Annotated in this window: 15 protein-coding genes; 14 read left to right on the forward strand and 1 reads right to left on the reverse strand. The window is 45.1% G+C overall.

Annotation, left to right across the window (positions count from 1 at the left end):
• Positions 1-47: 47 nt before the first annotated feature.
• The 7 genes from NYE20_RS08750 (at position 48) to sirC (ending at position 5,757) form a co-directional block, all read left to right on the forward strand.
• On the forward strand, positions 48-749 hold the full coding sequence (locus tag NYE20_RS08750; protein WP_003221498.1) for a phosphoadenylyl-sulfate reductase: 702 nt from the start codon (positions 48-50) through the stop codon (positions 747-749).
• 11 nt (positions 750-760) lie between these two features.
• On the forward strand, positions 761-1,825 hold the full coding sequence (cysP, locus tag NYE20_RS08755; RefSeq protein WP_014479750.1) for a sulfate permease: 1,065 nt from the start codon (positions 761-763) through the stop codon (positions 1,823-1,825).
• Positions 1,826-1,873: 48 nt separating this feature from the next.
• The gene (gene sat, locus NYE20_RS08760; RefSeq protein WP_003245745.1) at positions 1,874-3,022 is read left to right on the forward strand and encodes a sulfate adenylyltransferase; all 1,149 of its coding nucleotides are present in this window, start codon (positions 1,874-1,876) and stop codon (positions 3,020-3,022) included.
• 12 nt (positions 3,023-3,034) lie between these two features.
• Positions 3,035-3,628 (forward strand): adenylyl-sulfate kinase, encoded by a 594-nt coding sequence (cysC, locus tag NYE20_RS08765; RefSeq protein ID WP_015252120.1) that lies wholly within the window; start codon positions 3,035-3,037, stop codon positions 3,626-3,628.
• 98 nt (positions 3,629-3,726) lie between these two features.
• Positions 3,727-4,500, forward strand: a complete 774-nt coding sequence (gene cobA / locus NYE20_RS08770) for a uroporphyrinogen-III C-methyltransferase (RefSeq protein ID WP_015715864.1) — start codon at positions 3,727-3,729, stop codon at positions 4,498-4,500.
• Positions 4,501-4,502: 2 nt separating this feature from the next.
• On the forward strand, positions 4,503-5,288 hold the full coding sequence (gene sirB / locus NYE20_RS08775) for a sirohydrochlorin chelatase (protein WP_339184996.1): 786 nt from the start codon (positions 4,503-4,505) through the stop codon (positions 5,286-5,288).
• Entirely contained in the window at positions 5,269-5,757 is a 489-nt protein-coding gene (gene sirC / locus NYE20_RS08780) for a precorrin-2 dehydrogenase (RefSeq protein WP_161621563.1), read from the forward strand. The genes sirB and sirC overlap by 20 nt, the downstream gene beginning before the upstream one ends.
• Before the next feature lie 39 nt (positions 5,758-5,796).
• Here the strand turns inward: sirC and rqcH are convergent, their stop codons facing one another.
• The gene (rqcH, locus tag NYE20_RS08785) at positions 5,797-7,509 is read right to left on the reverse strand and encodes a tRNA modification protein RqcH (protein ID WP_172861364.1); all 1,713 of its coding nucleotides are present in this window, start codon (positions 7,507-7,509) and stop codon (positions 5,797-5,799) included.
• 121 nt (positions 7,510-7,630) lie between these two features.
• Between rqcH and NYE20_RS08790 the strand changes: the two genes are divergently transcribed.
• The 7 genes from NYE20_RS08790 to priA all read left to right on the forward strand — a co-directional run bounded on the left by NYE20_RS08790 (position 7,631) and on the right by priA (position 16,151).
• Entirely contained in the window at positions 7,631-10,303 is a 2,673-nt protein-coding gene (locus NYE20_RS08790) for a calcium-translocating P-type ATPase, SERCA-type (protein WP_015252116.1), read from the forward strand.
• Positions 10,304-10,385: 82 nt separating this feature from the next.
• Complete coding sequence (locus tag NYE20_RS08795) at positions 10,386-11,261, forward strand: YicC/YloC family endoribonuclease (RefSeq protein WP_009967215.1); 876 nt, start codon at positions 10,386-10,388, stop codon at positions 11,259-11,261.
• A gap of 76 nt (positions 11,262-11,337) precedes the next feature.
• Positions 11,338-11,607: an extracellular matrix/biofilm regulator RemA gene (gene remA, locus NYE20_RS08800; protein WP_003154355.1), complete on the forward strand. Its 270-nt coding sequence runs from the start codon at positions 11,338-11,340 to the stop codon at positions 11,605-11,607.
• Positions 11,608-11,614: 7 nt separating this feature from the next.
• Positions 11,615-12,229, forward strand: coding sequence for a guanylate kinase (gene gmk, locus NYE20_RS08805; protein ID WP_003232083.1), 615 nt, complete (start codon positions 11,615-11,617; stop codon positions 12,227-12,229).
• A 3-nt stretch (positions 12,230-12,232) separates the two neighbouring features.
• On the forward strand, positions 12,233-12,436 hold the full coding sequence (gene rpoZ / locus NYE20_RS08810; RefSeq protein ID WP_003221520.1) for a DNA-directed RNA polymerase subunit omega: 204 nt from the start codon (positions 12,233-12,235) through the stop codon (positions 12,434-12,436).
• 80 nt (positions 12,437-12,516) lie between these two features.
• Entirely contained in the window at positions 12,517-13,737 is a 1,221-nt protein-coding gene (gene coaBC, locus NYE20_RS08815) for a bifunctional phosphopantothenoylcysteine decarboxylase/phosphopantothenate--cysteine ligase CoaBC (RefSeq protein ID WP_017694849.1), read from the forward strand.
• Positions 13,734-16,151 carry a primosomal protein N' gene (gene priA / locus NYE20_RS08820; protein WP_124073210.1) on the forward strand — a complete coding sequence of 806 codons (2,418 nt, stop codon included), beginning with the start codon at positions 13,734-13,736 and terminating at the stop codon, positions 16,149-16,151. Before coaBC ends, priA begins: the two co-directional genes overlap by 4 nt.
• Positions 16,152-16,167: the final 16 nt, after the last annotated feature.

Genomic DNA, 16,167 nt, shown 5'->3' on the forward strand with positions numbered 1-16,167 from the left:
CGGCAGAAAGCTACTGTTTGTTTGTCTCCGAAAGGAGGAAAGAAGAAATGTTAACGTACGATAATTGGGAAGAACCAACGATTACATTTCCGGAAGACGATCCTTACAAAGGAGCGCTGTCAGTTTTAAAATGGGCATACGGCCATTACGGCAATCAGCTTGTTTATGCCTGCAGTTTCGGAATTGAGGGAATCGTTCTGATTGACTTAATTTATAAAGTGAAAAAAGACGCAGAGATTGTGTTTCTTGATACAGGACTTCATTTTAAAGAAACCTATGAAACAATTGAACGAGTGAAAGAGCGTTATCCGGGTCTTAATATCATCCTGAAAAAACCAGACCTCACCCTTGAGGAACAAGCCGAAGAACATGGTGACAAACTGTGGGAAAGAGAGCCGAATCAGTGCTGCTATCTTAGAAAGGTCGTTCCTTTAAGAGAGGCGCTTTCAGGACATCCAGCCTGGCTTTCCGGCCTGCGTCGTGATCAAGGGCCAAGCCGTGCCAATACGAATTTCTTAAACAAAGATGAAAAATTCAAGTCAGTAAAAGTTTGCCCGCTTATCCATTGGACTTGGAAAGACATTTGGAGATACACATCCCGGAATGAACTGGACTACAATCCGCTTCATGACCAAGGATATCCAAGTATTGGCTGTGCGCCTTGCACTGCTCCCGCTTTTACAGCAGAGGATTTGCGCTCAGGCAGATGGAATGGTATGGCGAAAACAGAATGCGGACTGCATGAATAAGGAGCTGCAAAATGGAATTAGCCGCTATTTTATTTAGCTTGTTTTTCGCGATGAATATTGGTGCAAGCGGCGCTGCAGCTTCGATGGGGGTTGCTTACGGCTCCGGAGCCATCAAAAAGAAAACCTACGCTTTGATCCTATGCGCAGTCGGTGTCTTTGCCGGGGCGGTCATTGGCGGAGGCGAGGTTGTAAAAACAATCAGCTCCGGCATTATTCCTGAGCAGACGATTACACTGACGATTGTTTGCATCATTATTGGAGCTGCTGCCCTGTCGCTCTTTACTGCTAATCTGCTCGGCATTCCTTTGTCGACAAGTGAAGTAACAGTCGGCGCGGTTGTCGGCGTGGGAGTGGCTTATAAAGTATTGTTTGTGAACAATCTTCTGATCATTGTGTCATTTTGGGTTTTTGTCCCGCTGTTCGCTTTCGGCTTCACCTATTTCGTATCTAAGCTGTTTCGTTATTTTAAGATTGAAGTAAAATCTTCTAAAAAGCAAAAAATCCTCGGCGTTGTTTTGTTAGTTGCCGGATTTTTCGAAGCATTCTCTGCCGGCATGAATAACGTGGCGAATGCTGTTGGCCCGTTAGTAGCTGCCGGTGTGCTTGATGTCGGAAAAGGAACCTTGTATGGAGGAGCTTTTGTTGCTCTTGGCGCACTGTTATTAGGCCGGCGTGTGTTAGAAACAAACGGGAAGAAAATTACGAGATTCTCTAAAGGGGAAGGCATTCTCTTATCCGGTACAGGAGCCGGACTGGTGATCATCAGTTCTGTATTTGGGATGCCGGTGCCCTTGGCGCAAGTCACGTCATCGTCTATTATCGGAATAGGCATGGCAAAAAACGGGCCGAACGTGTTCCATAAACAAGTTGTTCAAACGATGCTGAAGGTATGGATCGTATCGCCGTTTTTATCTTTATCGATTTCTTATCTGCTTGTATCCTTGTTTTTAAAAGCGGATTATTATTCGATCTTTATCATGGTAAGTGTGCTTTTAGCGGCGGGCGGTGCCGTCAGCCTGACAAAGGCCATTCGTAAAGAGAGACGCTCAGTCCACGAACAAGGCGGGGGAATCTGATCATTAATCTGAGTAATTTTATAAGTTAACTAGGAGGAGATGGATATTATGAGCTTAGCACCACACGGAGGAACATTAGTAAACAGAGTAGATGAATCATATGATGTGAGCGGCATCCAAAAAGAAATTGAACTTGATTTAATTTCTTTCGCGGATTTGGAATTGATCGGTATCGGTGCATACAGCCCGATTGAAGGTTTCTTTAATGAAAAAGATTACGTATCTGTAGTCGAAAACATGCGTCTTTCTTCCGGCGTTGTCTGGTCTCTTCCGATCACGCTTCCGGTCGATGCGCAAAAAGCAGCGGAACTGTCACTTGGTGAAACGGTAAAGTTAACGTATGAAGGAGAAACATACGGCGTTATCCAAATCGAAGATCTGTACGTGCCTGACAAACAAAAAGAAGCTGTCAATGTGTACAAAACAGATGAACAGGAGCATCCTGGTGTTAAAAAGCTGTTCAGCCGCGGCAATACATATGTCGGCGGGCCGATTACGTTGATTAAAAAAGCTTCAAAACAGTTCCCTGAATTTACATTTGAACCGTCAGAAACGAGACGCCAGTTTGCGGAAAAAGGCTGGGAAACCATTGTCGGTTTCCAAACAAGAAACCCTGTTCACAGAGCGCATGAATACATTCAAAAAACGGCTCTTGAAACAGTAGACGGCTTGTTCTTGAATCCGTTAGTAGGTGAAACAAAATCTGATGACATTCCAGCTGATGTACGGATGGAAAGCTACCAAGTGCTTCTTGATCATTATTACCCGAAAGATCGCGTTTTCCTTGGTGTCTTTTTAGCGGCGATGCGTTATGCAGGCCCTAGAGAAGCAATTTTCCACGCGCTTGTCAGAAAGAACTACGGCTGCACACATTTCATCGTCGGCCGTGATCATGCAGGTGTAGGTGACTATTACGGAACATACGAAGCACAGGAGCTGTTTGACACATTTAAACCTGAAGAACTCGGGATTACACCGCTGAAATTCGAGCACAGCTTCTTCTGTAAAAAATGCGGAAATATGGGAACAGCGAAAACTTGCCCTCATGGCAGAGAGCATCACGTCATTTTATCAGGCACTAAGGTAAGAGGTATGCTGAGAGACGGTGTGCTGCCGCCTGCTGAATTCAGTCGAAAAGAAGTCGTAGAAGTGTTAATCAAAGGGATGAAGAAAAAAGAAGAAGTAGGCGTATCTTAAGGAGGAATGGCAGTGACAAATCGCGATATTGTATGGCATGAAGCCTCTATCACAAAAGAAGAGTACCAGCAAAAAAACAAGCATAAAAGCTCCATTCTCTGGCTGACAGGGTTAAGCGGCTCAGGCAAATCAACGATTGCCAACGCCGCTGCGAGAGAATTGTTTGAGCAAGGCTACCAAGTCATTGTGCTGGACGGGGATAATATCCGTCACGGCCTAAATAAGGATCTTGGTTTTTCTGATGAAGACCGAAAAGAAAACATCCGCCGGATCGGAGAGGTGGCGAAGCTTTTTGTTCAGCAGGGAACCATTGTGATTACTGCTTTTATCTCTCCTTTCCGCGAGGACAGACAACAGGTTCGCGAGCTTGTGGAAGCGGGCGAATTTAATGAAGTCTACATTAAATGCGACCTTGATATTTGTGAACAAAGAGATCCGAAAGGGCTTTACAAAAAAGCAAGAAACGGAGAGATTCCGTTCTTTACAGGAATTGATTCACCTTATGAAGAACCGGAAGCTCCAGAGCTCGTTCTTGATTCAGGACAGCATGACCGTGAAGCGTGTAAAAATCAGCTGATCGAGTTTGTTAAACAAAAATTGAGCTGAATATGATCTGCTGCGTTCTTCTCAGGTGCCGGAATGCAAGCGAGAACATCATCACAGCGAATGCTCTGGAAGAACTCGAATAGATCGGGGGAAATACGATGGGGAAAGTATATATTGTAGGAGCGGGTCCCGGTGACCCTGATCTGCTGACAATTAAAGCGCTGAAAGCCATTGAAAAAGCTGATGTCATCTTATACGACAGATTAGTAAATAAAGAGATTTTACAATATGCCAAAGAGCAAGCAGACCTGATCTACTGCGGGAAGCTTCCGGATTTTCATACGATGAAGCAGGAAACCATCAATCGGTTTCTTGTAAAGTATGCGCAAAAAGGGAAAACCGTTGTCAGGCTGAAAGGCGGAGACCCTTTTGTGTTCGGCAGGGGGGGAGAAGAAGCGGAATGCCTCTCTGAAAATGGAATTCCGTTTGAAATCATCCCCGGCATTACGTCTGGAATCGCGGCAGCCGCTTATGCCGGGATTCCTGTTACTCATCGGGAGGCGGGCTCTAACGTCGCTTTTGTAACGGGTCATTATAAAAAAGAAGAAGATTTTGAGGAAAAGTGGAAAGCGCTGGCTACAGGAATTGATACACTTGTCATCTATATGGGTATCAAAAACGTGCAGCAGATTGAAAGAAAACTCCTTGAAAACGGCCGGGACGGTTCTACGCCGGCAGCCTTTATTCATTGGGGAACAACGGACAAGCAAAAATCTGTTTTTTGTACAGTTGACACTCTTTCAGAAACGGTGATAAAAGAAAACATTACAAATCCGAGTTTAATTGTCATTGGAAATGTTGTAAATTATCACTATAAGCTGGAATGGTTTGAATCTGAACTGAAAAAACAAGATTTAAGCGAGGCGTTGTAAAAATGAAACAAGCAATTTTATATGTCGGCCACGGCAGCCGGGTCAAAAAAGCGCAGCAAGAAGCCGCAGCCTTTTTGGAAGGATGTAAGGCCCACATCTCTGTGCCAGTACAAGAAATCAGCTTTTTAGAGCTTCAGGAGCCGGCAATTGAGACAGGATTTGAAGCATGTGTGAAGCAAGGCGCCACTCATATCGCAGTGGTGCCTCTGCTTCTTTTAACAGCTGCGCATGCAAAACATGATATTCCGGAAGAAATTGCCCGTGCTGCATCCCGATATCCGTCAATCCGCATTTCATACGGAAAGCCGATCGGGATTGACGAAGAAGTAGTCAAGGCTGTATATCACCGAATGAAAGACATAGGTGTTCCGTATGAAAATGCCAGAGTGGTGCTCATCGGAAGGGGAAGTTCAGATCCAGATGTCAAAAGAGACGTAATCGGAATTGCTAATCTTCTTCAGGAAATGGTTCCAGTGAAGGAAGTCATTCCGTGCTTTTTGACAGCATGCGGCCCGAATTACAAAGAGGTTTTTTCAGAACTTGAAAAAGATGACGGCATAACAACCTTTATCGTTCCATATTTGCTCTTTACGGGTATGCTGATGAATGAAATCGAACGAGAGGTTCAGAAATTAAAAGCCCATAATCCGAACGTCTACCTCTCTTCTTATATCGGTTTTCACCCTCATGTGAAGAACGCATTTTTGAATCGTGTGAGAGAAACTGTGGCAAATCCTGAGGGACAATTTGATTTTGATGGAGGTTCATATGCTTCCGCTGCACATTAGCCTGGAAAAGAAGAGGGTTGTCATTGCGGGGGGCGGCAGCATCGCTCTCAGAAGGCTGAAAACGGTGATTTCTGAGGGAGCTGATATAACGCTCGTCAGTCCAGATGTTGAACCGGAAATCAAGCAAATGGCAGAAGAGCGACGTATCAAATGGGAAAAACGGACAATTGCAAAAGAAGATTATCTCAATGCTTTCTTCATTATTGCTGCGACGGATAATGCGGCAGTGAACAAAGAAATTGCCCAATCCGCTTCGCCTTTTCAGCTTGTCAATTGTGTCAGTGACGCTGAGCTTGGCAATGTATATATGCCGAAAATCGTAAAAAGAGGGCATGTCACTGTGTCTGTTTCTACAAGCGGAGCCAGTCCAAAGCACACGAAAGAGCTTGCTGAAAACGTGGATAAGCTGATTGACGGCGATTTTGTTGCTGAAGTGAACAGGCTTTATCAGATGAGAAGAAAGAAATAAGCCAGAGCATACAAATGCTCTGGCTTTTCTTTATGCGGTTCAGCTTTTTTTCAGCTTGATGACAGTATCAGCATCGGGCGTGACAAAGACGGTATGCTGGCTGTCATAGGTGACGAAACCGGGTTTCGCGCCGTTTGGTTTTTTGACATGCCTGATTTTTGTATAATCTACAGGCACTGAACTTGAATCTTTAGCTTTTGAAAAATAAGCTGCAATTGTCGCGGCTTCCATGATTGTTTGCTCATCCGGTTCGCTGCTTCTGATCACAACGTGGGAGCCGGGAATGTCCTTCGTGTGAAGCCAGATATCGTCCCTAGCCGCCGCTCTGGTCGTTAAATATTCATTTTGACGATTGTTCTTACCCACTAAAATTGTCAGGCCTGAGGTGGATTCATATGTTTCTAACACCGGATTGTGCGATTTTTGCTTTTTCTGGCCCTTTTGCTGCTTAGGTCGCAAATATTTGCCCTCAACAAGCTCTTCCCTGATTTCGCTGATATCCCGGGGAGAAGCGGACGAAAGCTGCTGAATCAGCTGATCAAAATATTCGATCTCTTCCTGTGCCAGCCTGATTTGCTCCTCGACAACTGCGACCGAATTTTTCGCTTTCTGATACTTCGTGAAATAGGCCTGTGCGTTTTCAGAAGGCGTTTTGTTCGGGTTTAAAGGAATTGTGATTGTCGGGCTTTCTTCATCATAATAGTTGATGACCTCGGCCTGTTTATCACCTTTTTTCAACATATATAAATTAGCGGTTAAAAGCTCTCCGTAAAGCTGAAATTCCTTCGCGTTTTCCGAATACTCCAAGGTTTTCTCTAATTTTTTGATTTTGTTGGCATTCTTCTTCCGTTCGTTCACAACAAAACGCTCAAGATCCTGAGCCTGCTGTTTGACTCGGTCTCGTTCAGCTTTTCCGAAATAAAAACGGTCGAGCAGTTCGCTTAATGAATCAAAACGGCGCGCTTCGCCCTTTAGATGAGTCAGCTCCAGTAAATAAAAATATTCCTTTCCGTTTACAGTCGTAATGTTGGGAATGAAACGGTGCTCTTTCACTTCGGCAAACAGTGCCAGCAACGCTTTTGGCAGTGTGACTTTGTTGGCAAGACCTGCTCTGTGAACCGCTTCTTTGGCGAAAAGCGGAGACACGCCTGAAAAGTGGTCGACAATTTGTTTATCAAGCCTTCCTTCTTGAAAGCTGAGGTGACGCAAAATATCATCTTCTGACGCCTCAAGAGGCGATATTTTGTCCTGAGCAGGCGGAAGCTTATAATCTTGGCCGGGCAGTACTGTACGGTAGCTGTTCATTGACGGTGATAAATGCTTAAGTCCGTCGATAATCACATTTTCTGCTGCGTCAGTCAAAATGATATTGCTGTGACGGCCCATAATTTCTACATAAAGCTTTCGTACGGTTTCATCGCCAATTTCGTTTCGGCTTTTGATATGAAAAATCATAATGCGGTCTAAGCCCGCTTGTTCAATTTTCTCAATGAATCCGCCTTCGATATGCTTTCTCAGCAACACGCAAAACATTGGCGGTTCGCTTGGATTTTCATAAGCTTGTGCCGTGATATGCACCCGTGAATAGCTCGGATGTGCCGATAATAATAGTTTTTGGTTTTTTCCCTTGGCACGGATGTGGAAAATCACATCGTGCTTATATGGCTGATGGACTTTTGTAATTCGTCCGCCCATTATTTTCTCGTTAAGTTCGTGTGTCATTCCGTATGTAAACATGCCATCAAACGACATATGCAATACACCCTCTCATTCTTCCTGCATTCGATAATTATAGCATGAAATGGGACGAGTCAGAATAAGCATGCTTATAGAGTGATATCTCTATAAGAGAGCAGGGGAGTGGACGAGCGGAATGAAGTTTCATGAAATGGGACAAACAGATTTACTAGAGGCAACCAATACGTCCATGAAACAAGGATTAACAGAAAAAGAGGTAAAAAAACGCCTTGACAAGCATGGACCAAACGAGCTGCAAGAAGGGAAAAAAACTTCAGCGCTTCTCTTGTTTTTCGCGCAGTTCAAAGATTTTATGGTGCTTGTGCTTCTGGCGGCAACGTTAATCTCAGGATTTCTTGGTGAATATGTAGATGCGGTTGCGATTATTGCGATTGTGTTTGTGAATGGCATACTCGGTTTCTTTCAAGAAAGGCGTGCTGAGCAATCTCTTCAGGCTTTAAAAGAGCTTTCAACACCGCATGTCATGGCACTAAGGGAAGGAAGCTGGACAAAGATTCCATCTAAGGAACTGGTGCCGGGGGATATTGTGAAATTTACGAGCGGGGACAGAATTGGCGCAGACGTTCGAATTGTTGAAGCGAGAAGCCTTGAAATAGAAGAATCAGCGCTGACCGGGGAATCAATCCCGGTTGTGAAGCATGCTGATAAATTGAAAAAACCGGATGTTTCACTCGGCGATATTACCAATATGGCATTTATGGGAACGATTGTGACCCGCGGCAGCGGTGTCGGGGTTGTCGTCGGGACAGGAATGAATACGGCTATGGGGAAAATTGCCGACATGCTTGAATCGGCAGGGACATTGTCAACCCCGCTGCAAAGAAGACTGGAGCAGCTCGGGAAGATTTTGATTGTTGTTGCATTGCTTCTGACCGTACTTGTCGTTGCTGTCGGTGTTATTCAGGGTCATGATCTGTACAGTATGTTTTTAGCAGGTGTCTCGTTAGCGGTAGCCGCTATTCCGGAGGGGCTGCCGGCGATTGTGACTGTGGCGCTATCGCTTGGTGTACAGCGGATGATTAAACAAAAATCCATTGTTCGAAAGCTTCCTGCTGTTGAAACGCTTGGGTGTGCGTCTATCATTTGTTCAGATAAAACAGGGACAATGACCCAAAACAAAATGACGGTGACACATGTCTGGTCCGGAGGGAAAACATGGAGAGTGGCAGGGGCCGGCTATGAACCGAAAGGAAGCTTCACACTAAACGAAAAAGAGATCAGTGTCAATGAACATAAGCCGCTTCAGCAGATGCTTCTGTTCGGAGCGCTTTGTAACAACTCCAATATTGAGAAAAGAGACGGCGAATATGTGCTTGACGGAGATCCGACAGAGGGAGCGCTGCTCACCGCGGCAAGAAAAGGCGGTTTTTCAAAGGAGTTTGTTGAATCTAACTACCGGGTGGTCGAAGAATTTCCGTTTGATTCTGCACGGAAAATGATGACTGTCATCGTAGAGGATCAAGACAGAAAGCGCTATATCATTACAAAAGGTGCACCGGATGTACTGATGCAGCGATCTTCCCGTATTTATTATGACGGCTCAGCGGCTCTTTTTTCAAATGAAAGAAAAGCAGAAACAGAGGCGGTATTAAGACATTTGGCATCACAGGCGCTCAGAACGATAGCGGTCGCCTACAGGCCGATAAAAGCAGGCGAAACACCGTCAATGGAGCAGGCGGAAAAAGATCTGACCATGCTTGGCCTTTCAGGTATCATTGATCCCCCACGGCCGGAAGTCAGACAGGCGATAAAAGAATGCCGTGAAGCAGGAATTAAGACCGTTATGATTACAGGTGATCATGTAGAAACCGCTAAAGCGATAGCGAAAGACTTGCGCCTCCTTCCAAAAAGCGGCAAAATTATGGATGGCAAGATGCTGAATGAACTTTCTCAAGAAGAGCTTTCTCATGTGGTGGAGGATGTATATGTTTTTGCCCGCGTTTCCCCTGAACATAAACTAAAGATCGTAAAAGCCTATCAGGAGAACGGGCATATTGTGGCGATGACGGGAGACGGCGTCAATGATGCTCCTGCCATTAAACAAGCTGATATCGGCGTCTCTATGGGCATTACCGGGACAGATGTGGCCAAAGAAGCATCATCTCTTGTTCTCGTAGATGATAATTTTGCGACGATTAAATCAGCGATAAAAGAAGGCAGGAACATCTACGAAAATATCAGGAAGTTTATCAGATACCTGTTGGCGTCTAACGTCGGAGAAATCCTTGTCATGCTGTTTGCGATGCTGCTCGCCCTTCCTTTACCGCTCGTTCCGATTCAGATTTTGTGGGTCAACTTGGTGACGGACGGATTGCCGGCAATGGCGCTCGGCATGGATCAGCCGGAAGGAGACGTCATGAAGCGCAAGCCCCGTCATCCGAAAGAAGGGGTATTTGCCCGCAAGCTAGGATGGAAGGTCGTTTCCAGAGGATTTTTAATCGGAGTTGCCACTATTTTAGCGTTTATCATTGTGTACCACCGCAATCCGGAAAACTTGGCTTATGCCCAGACGATCGCGTTTGCCACATTGGTGCTCGCTCAGCTTATTCACGTGTTTGACTGCCGCAGCGAAACTTCTGTTTTCTCTAGAAATCCGTTTCAAAACCTGTATTTAATCGGCGCGGTATTGTCATCCATTTTGCTGATGCTTGTAGTAATCTACTATCCGCCGCTTCAGCCGATTTTCCATACTGTAGCCATCACGCCGGGGGACTGGATGCTCGTCATCGGTATGTCCGCCATCCCTACTTTTTTGCTGGCGGGGTCACTTTTAACAAGAAAAAAATAAATTCATATGATATAATCTTAGGGGTAATAGCGTGTCTATTGCCCTTTTATTATGAGAACAGGGAAGAATTGGGTGTTTTAAAATGATACGAAGTATGACAGGCTTCGGCAGTGCAAGCAAAACACAAGACGATCTCTCTGTAAGCGTTGAACTTAAATCTGTGAACTACAGATTTAAAGAAGTGAACGCTCGTTTGCCAAGGCCTTTGCTATATTTTGAAGATAAGCTGAAACAGACCATTCTGCAGCATATTCAGCGCGGAAGAATTGAGCTTTTCGTATCCGTTGACAGTGATATGCTTGTTGAGAAAAGGCTTGAAATTGATTGGCCGCTGCTCGATGAGTTTGTCGCAGCCGCGAGAGATATGAAGAAGCGGTATCAATTGTCTGCAGAGCCCGATGTAATGGATTTCTTTAAGCTTGATCATGTCGTCCAGGTTCATGAAGAACAGACGCAAAATGACAAGCTGGAGGCGTTGATCATCGATGCTGCAGAAGAAGCGGTAAAAGGTCTCTGTGAAATGCGTGAAAAAGAGGGGCTGCTCTTAGCGAAAGACTGCCTGATGCATATTGACCAGCTTGAAGAGCTGGTGAGAGAAACTGAATTGCTGGCTGCAGATGTCGTATCTCGTTACCGGGAACGGCTGTACGCCAGAATCAAAGAATGGACTGAAGATGTATTAGACGAGAGCCGGCTTGTAACAGAATGCGCTATTTTTGCAGACCGCTCTGATATCACTGAAGAGATTACAAGGCTGAAGAGCCACTTCGCCCAGTTTCGTGATATATTAGCTAGTGGCGGAGCTGTCGGGCGCAAACTCGACTTTCTTGTTCAGGAGCTCAATCGGGAAGCAAATACGATCGGCTCAAAAGCAAATGATCATCAGATCACAAAGCTTGTCGTTGAAATGAAAAGTTCTATTGAAAAAATAAAAGAACAAGTGCAAAATATAGAATAGTGACTGTGCGTATTGTTTACAGACGGTCTTACTAGGCTAAACTAGAGACGTCTATTTTACAGGGGGAACGTAGAAGATGACGATTAAACTGATTAATATCGGATTTGGCAATATCATCTCCGCCAATCGGATGATTTCGATTGTCAGCCCGGAGTCTGCGCCAATCAAACGGATGATTCAGGATGCAAGAGACCGCGGAATGCTAATTGACGCTACATACGGACGAAGAACCCGTGCAGTTGTCGTCATGGATAGTGATCACATTATCTTATCTGCCGTCCAGCCTGAGACAGTTGCACACAGACTTTCTGTTAAAGAAGAAATTATGGATGAAGGGCAGGGGTAATTGCCGCATGAAAGAAAGAGGGTTATTAATCGTTCTCTCAGGTCCCTCAGGAGTTGGTAAAGGAACGGTTCGACAAGCGATCTTTTCGCAGGAAGACACAAAATTTGAATATTCGATTTCAGTAACCACAAGAAGTCCAAGAGAGGGCGAAGTGAACGGAGTCGATTATTTTTTCAAAACAAGAGACGAATTCGAACAAATGATTGCGGACAACAAGCTGCTTGAATGGGCAGAGTATGTCGGCAATTATTACGGCACGCCAGTCGATTATGTTGAACAGACGCTTCAAGATGGAAAAGACGTCTTTTTAGAAATTGAAGTTCAAGGGGCTCTTCAAGTGAGAAATGCTTTCCCGGAAGGCCTGTTTATTTTCCTTGCGCCTCCAAGCCTTTCTGAACTGAAAAACAGAATCGTGACACGAGGCACAGAAACAGACGCTCTGATTGAAAATCGAATGAAAGCCGCAAAAGCTGAGATCGAAATGATGGATGCTTATGACTATGTCGTTGAAAACGATAATGTCGAAACGGCTTGCGATAAAATCAAAGCAATCGTTCTTGCTGAACATTTGAAGCGTGAACGCGTTGCACCAAGATATAAGAAAATGCTGGAGGTTGAATAATCAATGTTAGATCCGTCAATTGATTCTTTAATGAATAAATTAGATTCAAAATATACGCTGGTGACTGTTTCTGCGAGACGCGCACGTGAAATGCAAATCAAAAAAGACCAAATGATTGAACATACGATTTCACACAAATATGTAGGCAAAGCTTTAGAAGAAATTGATGCAGGCCTGCTTTCGTTTGAAAAGGAAGACCGCGAATAGTAGCACAAGTAGCAACCTATATCATGTAGGTTGTTATTTTTTTCCGTGCGGTTTTGTAAAGTGCAGAGGGGGAGAATTCATTGCTTAACAATCGAAATGTGTTACTTTGCGTGAGCGGAGGCATCGCTGTTTATAAAGCCTGTGCGTTAACGAGCAAGCTGGTTCAGGCAGGAGCAAATGTCAAAGTGATTATGACTGAATCCGCTTGCCGATTCGTTTCACCGCTGACATTTCAGGCATTGAGCCGCCACGAAGTCTATACAGATACATTTAAAGAACAAAATCCAAGCGTTATTTCTCATATTGATGCTGCAGACTGGGCTGACTTGATTATCGTAGCACCGGCTACTGCAAATGTGATTGGAAAACTGGCAAACGGCATCGCTGATGATATGCTGACGACAACATTGTTGGCAGCAACGGCTCCCGTTTGGATCGCGCCGGCAATGAACGTTCATATGTATGACCACCCGGCAGTCAAACGAAACATTTCTGTTCTTTATCAGGACGGTTATCGTTTTATTGAGCCAAGTGAGGGCTATTTAGCATGCGGTTACGTAGGAAAAGGCAGATTGGAAGAGCCGGAAAACATCGTAAAGCTGGCCGAAAAACATTTTGCTGAAGAAACATCCGCTCCTTTAGAAGGCAAGCATGTGGTCATTACAGCCGGTCCAACGCGGGAAGCGGTTGATCCTGTCCGGTTTTTTACCAATAAATCGACGGGCAAAATGGGCTACGCGCTAGCGGAGGCTGCTGTTCAGCTCGGCGCACGGGTAACCTTAATTTCTGGGCCTGTTTCACTTGATCAGCCTAAAGGCCTTGCTGAGTTTATCCCGGTTCAATCGGCTGCGGATATGCGCGAAGCTGTGCTCTCTGTGTATGACGCAAGCGATATAGTCATTAAAACAGCTGCGGTAGCCGATTTTACGCCGAAAACAGTATTTGACCATAAAATGAAAAAACAAGACGGCGGCATGACCTTAGAACTGAAAAGAACAGTCGATATTTTGAAAGAATTGGGCGAGAAAAAGAAAGAGCAAATCTTGGTCGGATTTGCCGCCGAAACACAAGACATTGAACACTATGCACGTAAAAAGCTCGCCGCTAAAAACCTTGATTTGATTGTGGCAAATGATGTGAAAGCAAATGGGGCCGGTTTTGGTGCTGATACGAATATCGTGACAATCTTTTTCAAAGACGGGCATAAACGCGAACTCCCGATTATGTCTAAGCTCGATGTTTCTTTTGAAATCCTTCAGGAGATCGCAGCCCTTTCAAAACAAACCGGAGAGCGCTCATGAATTTTGCAGAAGTCATCGTTGATGTCAGCACCAAAAATATAGACAGGCCTTTTGATTATAAAATCCCAGACCATCTGAAGGGCATGATCAAAACGGGGATGCGGGTCATTGTTCCGTTTGGCCCCCGTAAGATTCAAGGGTTTGTGACAGCAGTCAAAGAAGCATCTGACCTATCGGGAAAATCTGTCAAGGAAGTAGAGGATTTATTAGATCTTACACCTGTTCTGACAGAGGAGCTTATGGATCTGTCATCATGGCTGTCAGACAAAACGCTGTCTTTTAAAATAACGGCGCTTCAAGCAATGCTGCCTGCCGCCTTAAAGGCGAAATATGAAAAAGAATTAAAAATTGTACACGGCGCCGATCTTCCGCCGCAAGTGGAACGGCTGTTTTCTGAAACAAAGACGCTGCTGTATTCAGATATACCCGATCATGATACGCTGAAACTGATTCAAAGGCATGTTCAAAAAGGGGTCATTGACGTGACGTATAAAGTCGCGCAAAAAACCAATAAAAAAATGGTCAGGCATATTCAGGCAAATGCGAGTAAAGAAGAGCTTGCTAAGCAGGCTGAGGGATTGTCCCGACAAGCAGCAAAACAGCAGGCGATTCTTCACTTTCTCATCTCTGAGCCGGAAGGTGTGAAAATTCCTGCAGCGGAATTGTGCAAAAAAACGGACACGAGCTCTGCAACCATCAAAACCCTTATCCAAAAAGGGCTTTTGAAGGAAAGCTATGAAGAGGTTTACAGAGATCCCTATCAGGACAAAATGTTCAAAAAAACAGAGCCCCTGCCGCTGACAGACGAACAGAGGGCTGCCTTTGAGCCCATACGCGAGACATTGGACAGCGATGAGCATAAAGTGTTCCTCCTTCACGGCGTGACAGGAAGCGGAAAAACGGAAATTTATCTGCAATCAATTGAAAAAGTACTGGCGAAAGGAAAAGAAGCCATCGTCCTCGTACCGGAAATATCGCTGACGCCGCAAATGGTCAACCGCTTCAAGGGCCGCTTCGGCTCCCAGGTGGCAGTCATGCACAGCGGTTTATCCACAGGAGAAAAATATGACGAGTGGCGTAAAATCCACCGGAAGGAAGTACGGCTTGTCGTCGGTGCCAGATCCGCGATTTTTGCTCCGTTTGAAAATCTCGGAATGATAATCATCGATGAAGAGCACGAGTCTTCCTATAAACAGGAAGAAATGCCGCGCTATCATGCGAAAGAGGTGGCAATCAAGCGGGCTGAGCATCACAGCTGCCCGGTTGTATTAGGGAGTGCTACGCCGACATTAGAGTCATATGCAAGAGCGCAAAAGGGCGTATACGAGCTTCTTTCACTGAAGCACCGTGTTAACCACCGGGTGATGCCTGAGGTTTCGCTTGTCGATATGAGAGAGGAGCTTAGAAACGGCAATCGTTCGATGTTTTCAGTTGAATTGATGGAAAAGCTTGAAGAAACGATTGCCAAGGGTGAGCAGGCGGTGCTGTTTTTAAATAAGAGGGGCTATTCTTCCTTTGTGATGTGCAGGGATTGCGGCTATGTCCCGCAATGCCCGCACTGCGACATTTCCATGACGTATCATCGTTACGGCCAAAGGCTGAAATGCCATTATTGCGGACATGAAGAGCCTGTTCCGCACACTTGTCCTGAATGCGCAAGCGAGCATATCCGCTTTTTCGGAACGGGAACACAGCGAGTGGAGGAAGAGCTGACAAAAGTGCTGCCAAGTGCGAGGGTGATTCGGATGGATGTTGACACGACATCACGGAAAGGCGCCCATGAAAAATTACTGTCAGCTTTCGGAGAAGGAAAAGCGGATATTCTTCTCGGAACGCAAATGATCGCGAAAGGGCTTGATTTTCCGAATGTCACGCTTGTCGGAGTGTTAAGTGCTGATACAACACTTCATATTCCTGATTTCAGATCGGCTGAAAAAACATTTCAGCTGTTAACGCAAGTCAGCGGCCGGGCAGGCAGGCATGAAAAGCCCGGCCATGTCATCATTCAAACGTATACACCGTCTCATTACAGTATCCAGCTGACGAAAACACACGATTATGAAACGTTCTATCAGCATGAAATGGCGCACAGGAGAGAGCAATCCTATCCGCCATACTACTATTTGGCTCTTGTGACTGTTTCTCATGAGGAAGTGGCGAAAGCAGCGGTTACAGCTGAAAAGATCGCTCATTTTTTGAAAGCAAACTGCGGAGCTGACACGAAAATTCTCGGACCAAGCGCGTCGCCGATAGCCAGGATCAAAGATAGATATCGCTATCAATGCGTGATAAAATACAAACAGGAAACCCAGTTATCCGCTTTATTGAAGAAGATACTGGAACATTATAAACGCGAAATTGAACAAAAACATGTAATGATTTCAATTGATATGAATCCTTATATGATGATGTAAGATCTCACGTCTTGGA

This window comes from Bacillus sp. FSL R5-0416 (genome assembly GCF_037975425.1).
Taxonomy (GTDB): Bacteria; Bacillota; Bacilli; order Bacillales; family Bacillaceae; genus Bacillus; species Bacillus subtilis.